A 17,974-nucleotide genomic window follows, 5' to 3' on the forward strand; every position below is an offset into this window, starting at 1 on the left:
TACCTTTAGATAGAATATCTGAGTGAAAAAATTTAAAATGAAATTATCCGTGAAAAGCTGTGTCATCAGTGAGCAAAAAACTATAAAAAATGTTAAACAAAATCATAGAATTTTCCATAAAAAACAAACTCATCATCATTTTAATGACTTTGGGTTTAATTATTTACGGAATTTTTGAAGTTAAAAAATTACCGATTGATGCGGTTCCTGATATCACCGATAATCAGGTGCAAATCATCACGGTTTCGCCAAGTTTGGGCGCTCCCGATGTGGAAAGGTTTATCACTTTTCCGTTGGAACAGGCGAATAATAATATTGCGGGGATTAAACAAATGCGCAGTTTTTCACGTTTCGGACTTTCCGTCATTACGATAGTTTTCGAGGACGATATTGATTTGCATTTGGCGCGTCAACAGGTTGCAGAACGATTGCAACAGGTTTCCAAAGACATTCCCACAAGTTTGGGAACTCCACAAATGGCGCCGATTTCCACAGGTTTGGGAGAAATTTACCAGTATGTTGTTCGTCCAAAAAAAGGTTACGAACACCGTTATAACTCGATGCAACTCAGAACTATTCAAGATTGGGTAGTTCGCCGACAACTTGTGGGAACGGAAGGTGTTGCCGATGTTGCGAGTTTTGGTGGCGATTTGAAGCAGTATGAAGTCGCCATAAATCCGTCCCAACTGCAATCGATGGGCGTTACGATGACCGAAGTTTTCGACGCACTTTCCAAAAACAACCAAAATACAGGCGGCGCTTATATTGAAAAAGGTCCGAGTGTTTTGTTCATTAGAACCGAAGGTTTGGTTGGAAAAATTTCGGACATCGAAAATATTGTCGTGAAAAATCTTCCCGACGGAACACCAATTTTGGTTAAAAATATCGGAACCGTTCAATACGGAAAAGCCATTCGCTACGGTGCCATGACTTACAACGGCGAAGGCGAAGTTGCGGGTGCAGTTGTGATGATGATGAAAGGCGCGAACTCCAACGAGGTGATTGCCAAAGTAAAAACCCGAATTGAAGAAATTCAAAAAACACTTCCTGAAGGTGTGAAAATTGACGCATTTCTCGACCGCACAAAAATGGTGAACAACGCGATTGGAACAGTAGAAAAAAACTTGATGGAAGGTGCATTAATCGTAGTTTTCGTGTTGGTTTTATTCCTTGGAAATTTCCGTGCAGGACTTTTGGTGGCGTCCGTAATTCCTTTAGCGATGCTTTTTGCCATCATTATGATGAATATTTTCGGTGTTTCCGGCAACTTGATGAGTTTGGGAGCGCTCGATTTCGGGTTGATTGTCGATGGAGCTGTTATCATTGTGGAAGCGGTTTTACACCGATTGCAGCACTTAAAAATCTATCAGGGAAAAACCATTTCCCAAAAATTTATGGATGATGAAGTTTATACTTCTGCTAGTAAAATGATGAATTCTGCTGTTTTTGGGCAAATCATTATCCTTATCGTTTACCTTCCAATTCTCACGCTTCAAGGAATTGAAGGAAAAATGTTCAAACCAATGGCGCAAACGGTAATTTTCGCTTTGTTGGGTGCATTTATCCTTTCGTTGACTTACATTCCGATGATGAGTACGCTGTTTCTTTCCAAAAAAATTGAGCATAAGAAAAACTTTTCCGACAAAATGATGGAAAAATTGGAAAGGCTTTACGATTTTTCATTAAATAAAGTGTTGAGAATTCCAAACATCGTGTTTTTCGGTGTGGTTGGATTGTTTTTCGTAGCGATTTTTGTGATGACGAGATTGGGCGGCGAATTTATTCCAAGTCTTCCTGAAGGTGATTTTGCGGTAGATACAAGAGTTTTGCCCGGAAGTAATTTGAAAACTTCAACGGATGCCGTTCAGAAATCTTCTCAAATTTTATTGAAAAAATTCCCTGAAATCGAAAAAATTGTAGGAAAAACCGGTAGTTCCGAAATTCCGACCGACCCGATGCCGATTGATGCGAGTGATATGATGATAATCCTAAAACCTCGTGATGAATGGACTTCCGCGAAATCCTACAACGAACTTTCCGAAAAAATGTCCGCCGAACTCAAGAAAAATATGATTGGCGTTACCTACTCTTTTCAATATCCTGTTGCGATGCGTTTCAACGAGTTGATGACGGGTGCAAGACAAGATGTGGTTTGTAAAATTTATGGTGAAAACCTCGATACATTGAAGGTTTACGCTGAAAAATTAGGCGAAATTTCAAAAAAAATCGACGGCGCACAAAATATTTATGTGGAACCCGTTTCGGGAATGCCGCAAATTGTAATTACCTATAAAAGAGAAGCACTTTCGCAGTTTGGTTTGAATGTAAATGATGTGAACAACATCGTGAACACCGCATTTGCGGGACAAGCCACCGGTTCCGTTTTTGAGGGCGAGAAAAAATTCGATTTGGTCGTTCGTTTGAGCGGCGAAAAACGAAAAAATGTAGAAGATGTCAATAATTTGCTGATTTCAACACCGATGGGAAGTGAAATTCCGTTGAGTTCCGTCGCCAATGTTGAGTTGAAGGAAAGTATCAACCAAATTCAGCGAGAAAATGCAATGCGAAGAATTATCGTCGGTTTCAATGTTCGTGAGCGAGATATTCAATCCACCGTTGAAGATTTACAGGCAAGTGTCGAAAAAAATCTGAAACTTCCATCAGGTTATTCCATAAAATACGGCGGAACATTTGAAAATCTTCAACAGGCAAAATCACGCCTTGGAATTGCTGTTCCCGTGAGTTTATTATTAATTTTATTGATGCTGTATTTCGCCTTCAATTCCATCAAATACGGTTTGCTGATTTTCTCAGCAATTCCACTTTCGGCAATCGGCGGAATTCTCTCGCTTTGGTTGCGCGATATGAATTTTAGTATTTCCGCAGGTGTAGGTTTCATCGCACTTTTCGGTGTTGCTGTATTGAACGGAATTGTATTAATTGCAGAATTTAACCGCCAAAAAGAATTCCACAAAGATTTGCGCGATGTCGTAAAAATCGGCGGAAAAACACGTTTGCGTCCCGTTTTGATGACGGCTTTCGTTGCTTCTCTCGGATTTTTGCCAATGGCAACTTCCACCGGAGAAGGCGCCGAAGTTCAGCGACCACTCGCAACCGTAGTAATCGGCGGACTTTTGCTCGCAACTTATCTCACGCTTTATCTTTTGCCGGTAATGTATATTTGGTTTGAAACCCATTTGCCGGATAAACGCAGAAAATTAAAAGAAATCAGTGATGCAGAGGATGGATATGAGTTGTAAGGAAGTTGGAAGTTGGAAGTTGGAAGTTGGGAGACCGAAGTCCGAAGACGGAAGATGAAAAACTTCTTTGCCGTCTTTGAAAGTAAAATTTTAGAAATAAAATCGATTTTTAAAATTTATGTGCACTTCTAAAACCAATTCGTTCCACCTCAAAAAATAATAACTTTTGTGCCTTTTGTGGTTTAAAATCTAAAATAAAATGAACAAAAAACTATTAATAATACTCACTTTTTCGGTTTTCAAAATTGGATTTTCGCAAACTCCAATTTCCTTGGAAACCGCCTATGAAAAAGCCCTTAACAACAACCTGAACGTAAAATCAGGACAATTACGGATAAATTATCAGGACAAAATAAAAAATTCCTACGCCGTTATGGACCCGCTGAATATTTCCGGAGAAATCGGACAGATGAACTCGGCGTATGTGGATAATGGAATTTCTGTTAATCAAACGCTTCGTTTACCTGCTTTTTATAAAAGTCAGAAACAGGTTTTGTTGGAAGAATGGAAAAATGCAGCGCTGGCTTTAGATGTTCAAAAATGGCAACTGAAGCGTGAAATTGCTTTGATTTACAACAGCTTAAATTATTATGATGAAAAGCAAAAACTGTTAAAAAAAGCGCAGGATATTTATTCAGAATATTACAAAAAATCCGAACTTCGTTTGAAAGCGGGCGAAAGCAATATTTTAGAAAAAACGACAGCAGAAAATTATCGAAGTCAGGCGGAAATCCAAACCCAAAGTCTTCTGAAAGACCGTGACGTTGCGCTTTATCAATTCAATTACCTCATTAATGATGGCGAAATTTACACCAATCAAAAAGAAGACTTCTACAATATGAATTTAATTTTTGATGAAAACTATGCCGGAAATTCCTTGGTTTTAAAACAGTTGGAGCAGCAAAAAAACATCGAAAACGCCAGATTGGAAGCCGAAAAAAAGAAACTTTTACCAAGCTTTAATGTCGGACTAAAATCAATGACAATGCGAGGAAACGGAGCCGATGACAAAAATTACGACGGAATGCACCGCTTTCAATCAGGCGTGATTGGTGTTGGTTTGCCGATTTTCAATTCTGCCCAAAAATCGTTGATTGAAGGACAAAAAATCAACCAACAAATTGCCGAAAACAACTATCAATTGACGGTTCGCAACCTAAAAAACCAATACGCAAAAACCTACGGAGAATATCAAAAACTAAAATCAGAAATCGAATATTACAAAACCAAAGGTTTAAAAAACGCAGAAACCATAATGTTTACCGCTAATTTACTCCAAAAAGAAGGCGAAATCAACTATTTGGAATACACAATGCTCGTGAACCAAAGTTTGGACATCCAAAACAAATACATTGATGCGCAGAAACTTTTAAACGAAAAAATTATAGAACTGAACAGTTTGAAAAGTGAATAGTGAATCCGTCTCGCTGTGAATAGTGAATTTAAAAATAAGAATTTGAATTATTGAATTGCCAATTATCAAACAATTTCAAACCAATTCAAATTATATTAAACTAAAGAATTTATAATAATGAAAAAATCAATAATCATCATACTTTCGGGCTTTCTAATTTTCGCTTGCTCGAAAAAAGAAGAAGCCAAAACCGAAGAAACCTTCGCCATTTCCGGCAACCAAATCACCCTCACCGATTTGCAGAAAAAAACAGCCGGAATTGAAACAACCACCCTCAACAACCAAAACATCGGCAACAAAATTTTGCTCACCGGACAAATCGATGTTCCACCAACAGGAATGGCGGGAGTATCCGCTTCAACAGGTGGAATTGTGAAAGTTGCCCGTTTTATGCCCGGAAATTATGTGTCGCGCGGACAAACTTTGGCGGTGGTGGAAAATCCTGAAATGGCGCAACTTCAGCAGGATTATCTTCAGGCAAAAGCCAATCTCGGTTACGCTCAAAAAGATTACGAACGCCAAAAATATTTGAACAAGTACCAGGCAAGTTCCGACAAAGCAACGCAACGCGCCGCAAGTGAAGCCCAAAATCAAAGCGCCGCCGTGAACGGAATTGCCTCAAAATTAAAATCTTACGGCATCAATCCGAGTTCTGTTTCCAATGGAAATATTCGCAAATCGGTTGCAGTTGTTGCGCCAATTTCGGGTTATGTTTCCAAGGTGAATGTCACGCTCGGACAGTTCGTTTCGCCTGCGGAAGTGCTCTACGAAATCGTGAACAACGGTGAAACACATCTCGCCCTGAAAGTTTTTGAAAAAGATTTGAACAAAATTTCCCTCGGACAAAAAGTTTACGGCTTTACCAACCAAAATCCGGAGAAAAAATACGCCGCAACCGTCGCATTAATCGGCAAAGATTTCACGCCAGACCGCAGCGTTTTGGTGCACTGTCAGCTCATCGATAAGGACGCCTCGCTCATTCCCGGAACCTTTATGAATGCGGAGATTGAAGTCGGTGCAACCGAAGGTTTCATCATTCCCGACGACGCGATTGTCACTTGGGAAAACAAGCAGTATATTTTCGAGGAAATCAAGCCAAAAACCTATAAAATGTTTCCCATAACGATCGGAAATTCCGAAAACGGCTACACGCAATTGGTCAATTTCCACATCCGAAACGCCAACAAAACCTTCGTCACCAAAGGCGCTTATCACCTATTGATGGCTTTGAAAAACGTGGAAGAATAAAGAGTTTGAAGTCGGGAAACCGAAATCTGAAGATTAAAAAATCTCAAAAACTCTCAAACACTACCACTCTCAAACAATAATTTGGAGCCGGGAACCTGCTTTCGCTACTCGCTTTTTTTCGGCGGCGGCTTCGCCGCCGCCGAAAAAAGAGCTCAGACACGCCGCTCAATCAGGGCTAGTTACGAGCAGGAATTTTTAGAAAAATTTAATCTGAAAAATTAACTTTATATGATCTGTGAAAATCTGTAAAATCACTAAGAAAATACATTCAAATAATTTAAATTGCAATTAAAATAAACAAAATGGAAAATAAACTAACAATTGAAAACTACATGGATAGTCACTAAATCCACCGCAGCAATTGGCTTCGAGCCGCTGTTTTGGGTGCAAACGACGGAATTATTTCAATTTCGAGTTTGGCGATTGGTGTTGCAGCGGCAAGTTCAACACGGGAACCGATACTTTTAGCGACCGTTGCAGGTTTGGTTGCAGGTGCATTGTCGATGGCCGCAGGCGAATATGTTTCCGTAAGTTCACAAACCGACATTGAAAAAGCCGATATCGAACGCGAAAAAATAGAACTGAAAGAAATGCCGGAAGAAGAACTCAGTATTTTGGCACAAATTTATGAAAACCGTGGACTGAAAAGAGAAACGGCACTGCTTGTTGCCAAAGAACTCACCGAAACTGATGCTTTAGCAGCTCATGTTCGCGACGAATTGGGCATCAACGAAATCAGTCAGGCAAATCCTTTACAGGCGGCTCTGGCTTCGGGAGCGGCTTTCACTGTTGGAGGTGTTCTTCCACTTTTGGTCACCCTTTTTGCTCCCGTTCAAAATATGGAATATTGGCTGTACGGATTTACCATCGTTTTCCTTGGAATTTTAGGCACCGTTTCCGCAAAAGTTGGTGGTTCAAGTATTATGAAAGCGATTATGAGAATTATTATTTGGGGAACCATCGCAATGATTTTATCTGCTTTGGTTGGATATCTTTTCGGGGTGAATGTTGCGTAAAACTTAATGAATTGAGATTTTGAATGAAAAATTTTAAAAAATGTTTTCAAAATCAAAAATCATTTCTATATTTGTCCCAATGAAAACAACAAACAACAATTGGTGGTGGCTTCAAAACTCTCAAGGTCTTGAACACTCTTCTTTTGCTTAAAAATATTGAAACCAAAAATTTAGAAAAAGGCTTTGACATATATGTTGAAGCCTTTTTTTTGTCATTGCGAGCGAACCGTAGCAAACCCAACTAAAATATTTTAAACTTTAATTTAAAATGAATTTCATCCAAAAAACCAAAATAAAAACCACCGTAAAATCTACCTTAAGCGACCTTTTCACGCCAATTGGGATTTATGTGCGACTTCGCGACCACTTTCGTGACACGATTCTTTTGGAAAGTGCGGGAAACCAAAATTCTGAAAATTCTTTCTCATTTATCGCGGTGAATGCCATTGCAGGAATTGAAATCCGAAACTTTGTGGAAGCCGAGATAAAATTCCCGTTAGAAAGTCCTCAAAAAATCAATATTGAAAAGGAAAAACTTACCGATTTGCTTCAAAATTTTTCAAAAACTTTTGAGTGTGAAATCCCAAAACATGACATCGGGAAACAGGCGCAAGGTTTTTTTGGATATACAAGTTACGACGCGATTCCTTTTTTTGAAAACATCAAATTCAAAGAGATTTCCGAAGAGAATAAAATTCCATTGTTGCGGTATCGACTTTATCAGTATGTGATTGCCATCAATCATCACAATGACGAAATGTTTTTGATTGAGAACAAAATCAAGGGTTTAAAATCTGAAATTTCAACTATTGAAAATTTAATCAACCAAAAAAATGCGCCCGTTTTTCCTTTTGAAATCATGGGGAACGAAACTTCAAATTTAACAGATGAAGCATACAAAAATTCGGTGGAGTTGGCGAAAAAACACTGTTTCCGAGGCGACGTTTTCCAATTGGTTTTGAGCAGACGATTTGAACAAAAATTTCGTGGCGACGAATTCAATGTTTATCGTGCTTTGCGAAATATCAATCCTTCACCTTATTTATTTTTCTTTGATTACGGTGATTATAAATTAATTGGCTCAAGTCCTGAAAGTCAACTGATTATCAAAAATAAACAAGCCATCATTCATCCTATCGCGGGAACTTTCAAGCGAACAGGAAATGTAGAAAAGGATTTGGATTCTGCAGAAGAACTTAAAAAAGACCCAAAAGAAAACGCGGAACATACGATGCTTGTTGACTTGGCGCGAAATGATTTAAGCATTTGTGGAAAAAATACTCAAGTTTCAAAATTGAAGGAAATTCAGTTTTTTTCACACGTCATTCACATGGTTTCGGAAGTCGTGACGGAAGTTTCAGAAAATCAGAATCCTTTTGAAATGATTGCCACCACCTTCCCACAGGGAACTTTGAGCGGTGCACCGAAATTTAAAGCGATGGAACTGATTGACAGTTACGAAAAAACTTCACGCAGTTATTACGGAGGTTGCATCGGTTTTGTCGGTTTTGACGGCAGCTGTAATCAGGCGATTATGATTCGGACTTTTTTAAGCAAAAACAACACGCTATTTTATCAAGCAGGTGCAGGAATTGTTGCTAAATCCTCCGCAGAAAGTGAATTGCAGGAAGTGAACAATAAATTAGGTGCGTTAAAAAAAGCGATTAGTAAAGCAGAAAATATAATATAACAATGTAATAATCTACCAATGTGAAAATTTAGGATTGGTAAATTTTTACATTGGTAAATTGGTAAATTAAATATAATGAAAATCTTAGTTTTTGACAATTACGACAGTTTCACCTACAATTTGGTTCAGATGATTGAGCAGATTGTGGGCGAAAAAGTAGATGTGTTCCGCAACGACCAAATTTCTTTGGAAGACATTGAAAAATACGACAAAATTATACTTTCTCCAGGTCCAGGAATTCCCGAAGAAGCAGGTATTTTATTGGATTTAATAAAAAATATGCACCTGAAAAATCTATTTTCGGCGTTTGTCTTGGTCAGCAAGCGATTGCGGAAGCATTTGGCGGAAGTCTGATTAATCTTTCCGAAATTTTTCATGGCGTTGCAACGAAATCCAAACAGGTTAAGGAACATCAAATTTTCAAAAATTTGCCCGATACATTGGAAGTTGGGCGTTATCATTCTTGGGCGGTAAATCCCGATGATTTTCCCGAAGAACTGGAAATCACATCTATCGACAAAGACGGAATGATTATGAGTTTGAAACACAAAAACTACGATGTTCACGCAGTTCAATATCATCCCGAAAGTATTTTAACACCAAAAGGAAAGCAGATTTTGGAAAACTTTCTTAATGGTTAATTATAAATTGTTAATTGTTAATATTTCGAATTTTTGAATCAATCATTAACAATTAACCACTAACAATTCTAATGAAACAGATTTTACAATATTTATTCAACCACAACACGCTTTCAAAAGCCGAAGCAAAAGCAATTCTGATTGAAATTGCGCAGAACAAATTCAATGAAAATGAAGTCACTTCTTTTGTCACCGTTTTCCTGATGAGAAGTATTACTTTGGAGGAACTGGAAGGATTTCGCGAGGCGCTTCTTGCACTTTCGCTTCCCGTTGAATTGCAAAAAGATGATTTGCTCGACATCGTGGGAACAGGCGGCGATGGAAAAAACACCTTCAACATTTCTACTTTGGCAAGTTTCGTGGTGGCAGGAACAGGACAAAAGGTGGCGAAACACGGAAACTACGGTGTTTCCACGATTTCCGGAGCGTCCAATGTTTTGGAAGAATTGGGTTATCAATTTAAAAATAACAGTGTCGATTTGCAAAGGGATTTAGATAAGGGAAACATTTGTTTTCTCCATGCACCGATTTTTCACCCCGCTTTGAAATCGGTTGCACCACTCCGAAAAGGTCTTGGTTTGCGCACTTTTTTCAATATTTTGGGTCCACTTGTAAATCCCGCTAAACCAAAATATGCGCTTATTGGCGTTTACAATTTGGAAATCGCAAGGATTTACCAGTATCTTTTGCAGAAAGGCAGCCAAAATTTCACCTTAGTTCACGCGTTGGACGGTTACGATGAAATCTCGTTAACTTCCGACACGAAAATTTTCGACAAAAAGGGTGAACATATCCATTCTGCTCAAGATTTAGGGTTTAAAAATATTGTTCCTGAAAGTATTTTCGGTGGAAATTCCAAACAGGATTCCGCAAAAATTTTTATGGATATATTACAAGGAAATGGAACGGATGAACAGAATTCGGTTGTGATTTCAAATGCTGCAATGGCACTGAAAACCACAGAAAAATTTGGTAATTATGAAGACTGTCTTGCTCTTGCAAAAGAAAGTTTGGAGAGTGGAAAAGCGTTGAATTGTCTTCGACAAATAATTAATAATTAACAATGAAAAATTAATAATTTTTAAGATGTTGAATCACTTTGCATTGAAAATATGACCATTTTAGATAAAATAATAGCAAGAAAAAAAGAAGAAATTGCAAAAGCAAAATCCAAAATTTCTATTGAAGAACTAAAAAATTCAGAATTTTTTGGAAGGCCAACTTTTTCCCTGAAAGAAACCCTAAAAACCAAATCAGGAATTATTGCCGAGTTTAAGCGGAAATCACCGTCAAAAGGAATAATTAATGATAAAGTGTCGCCTTTGGAAGTCGTTTCTGCGTATGAAAAATTTGGTGCAAGCGGAATTTCAATTCTTACAGATCCCGACTTTTTTGGCGGAAATTTTCAGGATATTTTGAAAGTTAGAAATTCCATCAACCTTCCGATTTTGCGCAAAGATTTTATGATTGATGAATACCAATTTTATGAAGCCAAATCAATCGGAGCAGACGTTGTTTTGTTGATTGCATCTTGTCTTTCACCAAATCAAGTTCAGGAATTTACAGCATTGGCGCACGAACTCAATTTGGAAGTTTTGTTGGAAATTCATACCGAAGATGAGTTGCAACATTTCAATAAAAACATTGATTTAGTAGGCATTAATAATCGAAATCTAAAAGATTTCAAAGTAGATTTGCAACATTCGGTTAATCTCAAAAATCTCTTGCCAAAAGATACTCTCTCGGTTGCCGAAAGTGGAATTTACAGCGTTGAAGATTTTAAATATTTAAAGGAAAAAGGATTCGACGGATTTTTAATGGGAGAACATTTTATGAAAGACCAAAATCCTGCGGAAAAATTTGCGGAATTTTCCAATGAGATAATTTCTTAATTAATTCACTGTGGAAAAAAAATCTCAAATCTCAAATCTCCAATCTCAAATCAAGTTAAAGGTTTGCGGTTTAACGAAATTGAATCAAATTCAGGAATTAATTTATTTGAATGTAGATTTTCTTGGTTTTATTTTCTACGAAAAATCCCCGAGATTTGTTTTAAATCATTTAAGTTTTGATGAAATAAAATCTATAAATCATAAAGGAAAAGTTGGAGTTTTCGTCAATGAATCCATTGAAAAAATTATTGAAATAGCGGAAAGGGGTGGTTTAAACTATATTCAACTTCACGGCGATGAAGACGAACACTTCATTTTAAATCTAAGACAAAAATTAAATGAAAACATCAAAATAATTAAAGTTTTCAGAGTCGGAACACAAAACTTAAAACTTGAAACTTGGAACTTGAAACCAACCGATTACTTCCTGTTCGACACCGATTCCCAATCTTTTGGCGGAACAGGACAAACTTTTGATTGGAATATTTTAAATAATCTAGAAATTCCAAAACCCTATTTCTTGAGCGGCGGAATTTCACTTGAGAATTTTGAAAACATTAAAGATTTAAACCAAAAACCTTTTGCTTTGGACATCAACTCAAAATTTGAAACAGAACCTGGAATTAAGGATTTAGAAAAAGTAAAAAAAATTAAAACACTATTACAAGATGAATTATAAAAACCCCGACGAAAACGGTTATTACGGCGAATTTGGAGGCGCATTTATTCCCGAAATGCTTTATCCAAATGTTGCCGAATTGCAATCAAAATATTTAGAAATTATTGAGTCTGAAGAGTTCCAAAAAGAGTTTCAGGATTTGCTGAAAAACTATGTTGGTCGCGCAACACCACTTTATTTTGCCAAAAACTTGAGCGAGAAATATGGTGCCCAAATTTATCTGAAAAGAGAAGATTTGAATCACACAGGAGCACATAAAATCAACAACGCTTTAGGTCAGGCTTTGCTTGCTAAAAAATTAGGTAAAAATCGCATAATTGCAGAAACGGGAGCCGGACAACACGGCGTTGCGACGGCTACTGCATGTGCTTTGCTTGGTTTGGAATGCATTATTTATATGGGAGAAATCGACATTGCTCGACAAGCACCAAATGTCGCACGAATGAAAATGCTTGGTGCAAAAGTTGTTCCTGCAAAATCAGGTTCAAAAACGCTGAAAGATGCGGTGAATGAAGCACTTCGAGATTGGATTAATAATCCTGTGACTACTCACTACATTATTGGAAGCGTGGTTGGTCCGCACCCTTTTCCTGATTTGGTTGCGCGGTTTCAAAGTGTGATTTCTAAGGAAATAAGGGAACAACTTAATGAGAAAATCGGCAGAGAAAACCCTGATTATGTCATCGCTTGCGTTGGCGGCGGAAGCAATGCGGCAGGAACTTTTTACCATTTCGTGAATGAAGAAAATGTGAAGTTGATTGCCGCAGAAGCAGGCGGTTTTGGAATAAATTCGGGTAAATCTGCAGCGACGACTTTTTTGGGAACTCTCGGTGTTTTACACGGCAGCAAAAGTTTGGTGATGCAGGATAAAGACGGACAAGTAATCGAACCACACTCCATTTCCGCAGGTTTGGATTATCCGGGAATCGGACCTTTTCATGCGAATTTATTTCAGCAAAATCGTGCGGAATTTTTCAGCATTAATGATGATGAAGCGTTGAAATCCGCTTTTGAACTGACAAAGTTGGAGGGAATTATTCCTGCTTTGGAAAGCGCGCACGCTTTGGCGGTTTTGGACAAGAAAAAGTTTGGAGAAAAAGAGGTATTGGTAATTTGTTTGAGCGGACGTGGTGATAAGGATATGGAAACGTATTTGCAAAAGATGGGAGATGCAAGATGGAAGATGGAAAAATAAAGATTAAGAAATCCAAAAACTTTTAAAACTAAATTTTATGAACAAAGATAACTTCGGACTTCGGACTTCGGACTTCGGGCTTCAAAAAAAACTCAATATATATTTCACCGCAGGAATTCCGAATTTGGAAGACACGGGAAAAATTGCGAAATTAATCCAAGATTCAGGTGCAGATATGATGGAAATAGGTATTCCATATTCCGACCCGGTTGCTGATGGACCTGTAATTCAGGAAGGACACGTTTTAGCGTTACAGAACGGTATGACCATCAAAAAACTTTTCGAGCAGTTGGCGGAAATAAAAGAATCCGTCACGATTCCTAAAATTTTAATGGGATATCTAAATCCTGTAATTCAGTTTGGATTTGAAAATTTCTGCAAAAAATGTCAGGAAGTTGGGATTTTCGGATTGATTTTGCCTGATTTGCCGCCTTTTGAATTTGAAAAAAAGTATCAGCAAATTTTGGAGCACTATGGATTGAATTTCATTTTCTTGGTAACACCAGAAACTTCTGAAGAGCGCATTAAATACTTGGATTCTTTGAGTTCGGGCTTTTTGTACGCCGTTTCAAGTTCATCAACAACAGGGAAGGAAAATGCAAATGTGAAGAATGAAGAATATTTGGAAAGACTTTCAACATTAAACTTAAAAAATCCCGTGTATGTTGGTTTTGGGATTAAGAACAAAATTGACTTTGAATCTGTTACAGAACATTTGGAAGGTGGTATTATCGGAACTGCATTTGTAAAAATATTGCTTGAAAATAAGGGTTTTGAAGAAAAAGCCAAAAGTTTTATTCATGGCATAAAGAATTAAATGTTTAAATTTGACTTCATTAAACCTTATAGGTTTCCTAACAAATCAATAAAAATATTTTGAAAATCAACCTTACCAAACAGTCGGGAATCTATACTTTGACTTCCGAACAGAAGCTTCCGATTTCTTTGGAAAAAGCTTGGGAGTTTTTTACGCTTCCTACCAATTTGGACAGAATTACGCCGAAAGAAATGCAGTTCGAAATCACGAACAATCCATCTGCAAAAACGTATCTCGGACAAATCATCACCTATAAAATCGGCATTTTACCTTTTATTAAAAGCAATTGGATTACCGAAATCACCCATTTTGAAAGCCCAAATAAAAATGATCATAAAAGCAGTTTCTTTGTGGATGAACAACGTTTCGGACCTTACGCAATGTGGCATCACGAACATCATTTTCAAGAGATTTCTGATAGAGAAGTTTTGATGACCGACATTGTCAACTTTAAACTTCCTTTTGGAATTTTGGGGGATTTATTGGCAGGAAATTATGTGAGAAACAAGGTGAAATTTATTTTTGAAAGTCGATTTAAAATTCTTGAAAATATTTTTGAAGCTGACTAGATTTATACCCTTTTAACGCTCAAACTCTCACACAACACTACTCCACTGCGACAGAATCATCGCCACGTCCATCTGCGACTGCGGTTGCGTTTCCTTTTTCATCAATCACAATCATTTCGGTTCTGCCGATTTGGTTCCATCTTTCAATTTTGTAACCGAGTTTTTCTAAATTAGAAATGGTGGTTTCAGGGAAATGTTTTTCTACCGCAACAATTTCCGGAAGCCATTGATGATGAAATTTTGGAAGATTGACAGAAAAATTTGGATTCAGTTTAAAATCCACCACATTCACGATCGACTGATAAACAGAAGTTGGAATCGTAGTTCCACCTGGAGTTCCAACGACGATGAAAGGTTTTCCGTTTTTCAAAACAATGGTCGGAGTCATGGAGGAAAGCATTCTTTTTCCCGGCTCAATTTTATTCGCTTCACCGCCAACTGCGCCGAACATATTGGGAACGCCCGGTTTGATGGAGAAATCGTCCATTTCATTGTTGAGGAAAAATCCTGCACCAGAAACGACAACTTTACTTCCATAAAGTCCGTTCAAAGTCGTGGTGACTGCAACTGCATTTCCTTCTTTGTCGATGATTGAAATGTGTGTAGTTTCGGTAGATTCTTTTGGTTGAGGAATAATTTTTCCAACTTCGGAACTAGGTGTCGCCTGATTTTTATGGAAAGATTTCCAACGGTTTTTCAGATATTCTTCAGAAATCAGCATCGAAGTTTGATCATTAATAAAAGCGGGATCGCCCATAAATTCGGCTCTGTCTGCGAATGCGCGTCTTTCAGCTTCCACCATAATTTGAACAGCTTCGGTTGAATTTTGTTGGTATTTTTCAAGGTTTTCAAAAGAAGACATTTTCAGCATTTGAGCCAACAAAACTCCGCCGCTTGAAGGTAACGGCATCGAGACAATTTCATTTCCTTTATAATCGAAAACGATGGGTTTTCTTTCGGCAACTTTATAGTTCTTTAGATCATTTAAAGTGATTATTCCGTTTCCGCGCTTCATTTCATCGACGATTAATTCTGCTGTTTTTCCTTCGTAGAAACCTTTCGCTCCATTTTTTTGAATGAGTTTTAAAGTTTCCGCCAAATCTTTTTGAACCAAAATATCGGCCTGTTTCCATTTATCTTTTTGAAAAACAGTTTTATTTTTATTATGTTGGTTAAAAAATTCCATCTGATTGTTGAGCAAGTTTGCTTCTCGTTCGGTGATCGCAAAACCTTTTTCCGCCAAATCAATTGCAGGCTGAATTAATTTTTCCATCGGAAGTTTCGCATATTTCAAAGTGGCAAAAAATCCTGCAACAGAACCAGGAATTCCGACCGCTAATCTTCCGTTTTGGGAAAGGTCGGTATTGGCTTTTCCGTTTTTGTCGAGGTACATATCTCTTGAAGATTTTTCCGGTGCCGTTTCACGAAAATCGATGGTAAATTTTTCGCCATTATTTTTTACACCAACCAAGAAACCACCACCACCAATATTTCCTGCTTGTGGATAAACTACGGCTAAAGCATATTGCGTCGCAATTACAGCGTCATAAGCATTTCCGCCCATTTTCATTATTTTTGCTCCGGCTTCACTTGCAAGTGGATGTGCGGAAACCACCAAACCTTTGTCTTTCGTCCTGATCTCTTTTACAATATTGATATCAGTAAATTGTGAAAAAGCGAGGTGTGAAAACAGAACAGAAAGCAGGAGAAATTTTTTCATTTTTAAAATTTAATCAAAATTACAGATTTGTTTCGGAAAGCATTTCAATTTTTTTAAATTTGCGTAAATCTAAATCTCGAAAATGGAATCCCACACGGAAAAAATTCTTATCACAGGCGCACTCGGACAAATCGGTACCGAACTTACCAATAGATTAGTTGCCATTCACGGCGCAGAAAACGTAGTCGCTTCCGGACTTGACCGATGGGACAAAAAGTTAACTTCCGCAGGATTTTATGAAAGGATGGACGTAACAAATACCCAACTCGTTCGCCAAGTCATCAAAGATTATGAAATTACCACCGTTTATCATTTGGCTTCTTTGCTTTCGGGAACTTCCGAGAAACAGCCGCTTTTTGCTTGGAGATTAAACATTGAACCTCTACTCCATTTCTGTGAATTGGCAAAAGAAGGCTTGATTAAAAAAATATTTTGGCCAAGTTCGATTGCTGTTTTTGGGAAAGGAATTCCGAAAGAAAATGTTGGACAGGACGTAGTTTTAAATCCGACAACGGTTTATGGAATTTCTAAGATGGCGGGAGAAAAATGGTGCGAATATTATCACGATAAATTTGGCGTAGATGTAAGAAGCATCCGTTATCCTGGATTAATTTCCTGGAAAACTCCGGCAGGAGGCGGAACAACCGATTATGCAGTAGAAATTTTCTATGAAGCCGTGGAAGAAGGAAAATACACCAGTTTTATTTCTGAAAACACTGCAATGCCGATGCTTTATATGGACGACGCGATTAATGCAACTTTGAAATTAATGGAGGCTCCAAAAGACAAAATCACGGTTCACACGTCTTATAATTTGGGCGGGATGTCCTTCACTCCAAAACAACTTGCAGAGGAAATTAAAAAAGAGATGCCTGATTTTAGCATTGACTACAAAACGGATTTCAGACAGGCGATTGCAGATTCCTGGCCAGCTTCAATTGACGATTCGGTCGCCAAAAAAGATTGGGGACTTTCCTATGATTTTGATATTTCTGAAATGACGAAAGACATGCTCAAAAATCTTAAGATAAAACTGAACGCCAATTAAACATTAATGATTTTACTGAGTTTCAACATTACCAATAACGAGAAGAAATTTAAAAATAACTTCTCTATTGATGATGAAAAGATTCTCGAAATTACGGTAGACAACACGGAAGCGATTCTGCGGATTCTAGAAAACCACAATATTTTGGTTAGTTTTTTCATTGAAGTTTCACTGGCAGAAAAAACGCAACTTCTAATAAAGAAAATCATTTCAAAAGGTCATGAAATCGCTTTTTATAACGAGTTTTCCACTTTACTTGAAATTGAAAGCGCAAAAATCAAGACCGAAAAATTCACTGGAAAACTTATTCGCGGTTTCCGGCAACAAGATGCTCAATTTTCAGAGAGTGCAATCAAGAGTTTGGGATTCAATTACATTTCAAACATCGATAATGCCAATATTCTTTTTCCGTTTAAAAGATTAGAAAGAAGCACGGAAATTATTGAAAAAAATGGCATCAGTATTATCCCTGAAAGCATTTCTCCCTATTCCCAAATTCCTTATAATGACTTTGTTTTTCAAATAGCACCGTTGACGTATTATAAGAATATGGTTTTTGAAACCATTAAGAAGGATGATTTTGTTCTTATTTATTTAAATTCCTGGCAGTTTACCGATTTTGATAAGTTCGGGTTTAAAATCCCTTTTTACCGAAAGTACAATTACGGACGAAAAATGGAGGATAAACTCGAAAGTTTTTTAAGTTGGATCAATGAAAATGAATTGGCGACTTCCAGGGTGAAAGATTTCATCTTTTGATTTTCAATATAATATGCATTGCATTG

General features: G+C 37.5%; 14 protein-coding genes and 1 pseudogene. 14 read left to right on the forward strand and 1 reads right to left on the reverse strand.

What is annotated here, in order from left to right; genetic code table 11:
- The first annotated feature begins 89 nt into the window (after positions 1-89).
- The 12 genes and pseudogenes from J4771_RS05375 (at position 90) to J4771_RS05430 (ending at position 14,421) form a co-directional block, all read left to right on the forward strand.
- Positions 90-3,260, forward strand: a complete 3,171-nt coding sequence (locus tag J4771_RS05375) for an efflux RND transporter permease subunit (protein WP_224137188.1) — start codon at positions 90-92, stop codon at positions 3,258-3,260.
- A 199-nt stretch (positions 3,261-3,459) separates the two neighbouring features.
- Positions 3,460-4,674, forward strand: a complete 1,215-nt coding sequence (locus J4771_RS05380) for a TolC family protein (RefSeq protein WP_224137190.1) — start codon at positions 3,460-3,462, stop codon at positions 4,672-4,674.
- Positions 4,675-4,791: 117 nt separating this feature from the next.
- On the forward strand, positions 4,792-5,922 hold the full coding sequence (locus J4771_RS05385) for an efflux RND transporter periplasmic adaptor subunit (protein WP_224137192.1): 1,131 nt from the start codon (positions 4,792-4,794) through the stop codon (positions 5,920-5,922).
- Positions 5,923-6,269: 347 nt separating this feature from the next.
- Entirely contained in the window at positions 6,270-6,938 is a 669-nt protein-coding gene (locus tag J4771_RS05390) for a VIT1/CCC1 transporter family protein (protein WP_224137770.1), read from the forward strand.
- A 268-nt stretch (positions 6,939-7,206) separates the two neighbouring features.
- Positions 7,207-8,628, forward strand: coding sequence for an anthranilate synthase component I family protein (locus tag J4771_RS05395; RefSeq protein WP_224137193.1), 1,422 nt, complete (start codon positions 7,207-7,209; stop codon positions 8,626-8,628).
- 75 nt (positions 8,629-8,703) lie between these two features.
- Positions 8,704-9,269: pseudogene (locus J4771_RS05400) on the forward strand (anthranilate synthase component II).
- 71 nt (positions 9,270-9,340) lie between these two features.
- A complete protein-coding gene (gene trpD, locus J4771_RS05405; RefSeq protein ID WP_224137194.1) occupies positions 9,341-10,330 on the forward strand; it encodes an anthranilate phosphoribosyltransferase in 990 nt (329 codons plus the stop codon).
- Between the two features lie 51 nt (positions 10,331-10,381).
- Complete coding sequence (gene trpC, locus J4771_RS05410) at positions 10,382-11,161, forward strand: indole-3-glycerol phosphate synthase TrpC (RefSeq protein WP_224137195.1); 780 nt, start codon at positions 10,382-10,384, stop codon at positions 11,159-11,161.
- A 79-nt stretch (positions 11,162-11,240) separates the two neighbouring features.
- On the forward strand, positions 11,241-11,840 hold the full coding sequence (locus tag J4771_RS05415) for a phosphoribosylanthranilate isomerase (protein WP_262900192.1): 600 nt from the start codon (positions 11,241-11,243) through the stop codon (positions 11,838-11,840).
- Positions 11,830-13,035, forward strand: coding sequence for a tryptophan synthase subunit beta (trpB, locus tag J4771_RS05420; protein WP_224137196.1), 1,206 nt, complete (start codon positions 11,830-11,832; stop codon positions 13,033-13,035). The genes J4771_RS05415 and trpB overlap by 11 nt, the downstream gene beginning before the upstream one ends.
- A gap of 37 nt (positions 13,036-13,072) precedes the next feature.
- Positions 13,073-13,852, forward strand: a complete 780-nt coding sequence (trpA, locus tag J4771_RS05425; protein WP_224137197.1) for a tryptophan synthase subunit alpha — start codon at positions 13,073-13,075, stop codon at positions 13,850-13,852.
- A 59-nt stretch (positions 13,853-13,911) separates the two neighbouring features.
- Positions 13,912-14,421 (forward strand): SRPBCC family protein, encoded by a 510-nt coding sequence (locus J4771_RS05430; protein WP_224137198.1) that lies wholly within the window; start codon positions 13,912-13,914, stop codon positions 14,419-14,421.
- A 37-nt stretch (positions 14,422-14,458) separates the two neighbouring features.
- On the opposite strand, the gene ggt is transcribed toward J4771_RS05430, so the two are convergent.
- On the reverse strand, positions 14,459-16,141 hold the full coding sequence (gene ggt / locus J4771_RS05435; protein WP_224137199.1) for a gamma-glutamyltransferase: 1,683 nt from the start codon (positions 16,139-16,141) through the stop codon (positions 14,459-14,461).
- A gap of 82 nt (positions 16,142-16,223) precedes the next feature.
- Here ggt and J4771_RS05440 point away from each other — a divergent pair, with 82 nt between their 5' ends.
- Together J4771_RS05440 and J4771_RS05445 are read left to right on the forward strand one after the other, a co-directional pair.
- Positions 16,224-17,189, forward strand: coding sequence for an NAD-dependent epimerase/dehydratase family protein (locus tag J4771_RS05440; protein ID WP_224137201.1), 966 nt, complete (start codon positions 16,224-16,226; stop codon positions 17,187-17,189).
- Between the two features lie 6 nt (positions 17,190-17,195).
- Positions 17,196-17,948, forward strand: coding sequence for a polysaccharide deacetylase family protein (locus J4771_RS05445; protein WP_224137203.1), 753 nt, complete (start codon positions 17,196-17,198; stop codon positions 17,946-17,948).
- Positions 17,949-17,974: the final 26 nt, after the last annotated feature.

Source organism: Candidatus Kaistella beijingensis, from assembly GCF_020084865.1.
Taxonomy (GTDB): domain Bacteria; phylum Bacteroidota; class Bacteroidia; order Flavobacteriales; family Weeksellaceae; genus Kaistella; species Kaistella beijingensis.

Bases quoted from the DNA above. Each gene is read 5' to 3' on its own strand.
- ggt (WP_224137199.1), bottom strand. From the start codon at position 16,141: ATGAAAAAATTTCTCCTGCTTTCTGTTCTGTTTTCACACCTCGCTTTT.
- trpA (WP_224137197.1), top strand. From the start codon at position 13,073: ATGAACAAAGATAACTTCGGACTTCGGACTTCGGACTTCGGGCTTCAA.
- trpD (WP_224137194.1), top strand. From the start codon at position 9,341: ATGAAACAGATTTTACAATATTTATTCAACCACAACACGCTTTCAAAA.
- J4771_RS05375 (WP_224137188.1), top strand. From the start codon at position 90: ATGTTAAACAAAATCATAGAATTTTCCATAAAAAACAAACTCATCATC.
- trpC (WP_224137195.1), top strand. From the start codon at position 10,382: ATGACCATTTTAGATAAAATAATAGCAAGAAAAAAAGAAGAAATTGCA.
- J4771_RS05380 (WP_224137190.1), top strand. From the start codon at position 3,460: ATGAACAAAAAACTATTAATAATACTCACTTTTTCGGTTTTCAAAATT.
- J4771_RS05395 (WP_224137193.1), top strand. From the start codon at position 7,207: ATGAATTTCATCCAAAAAACCAAAATAAAAACCACCGTAAAATCTACC.
- J4771_RS05385 (WP_224137192.1), top strand. From the start codon at position 4,792: ATGAAAAAATCAATAATCATCATACTTTCGGGCTTTCTAATTTTCGCT.
- trpB (WP_224137196.1), top strand. From the start codon at position 11,830: ATGAATTATAAAAACCCCGACGAAAACGGTTATTACGGCGAATTTGGA.
- J4771_RS05440 (WP_224137201.1), top strand. From the start codon at position 16,224: ATGGAATCCCACACGGAAAAAATTCTTATCACAGGCGCACTCGGACAA.
- J4771_RS05445 (WP_224137203.1), top strand. From the start codon at position 17,196: ATGATTTTACTGAGTTTCAACATTACCAATAACGAGAAGAAATTTAAA.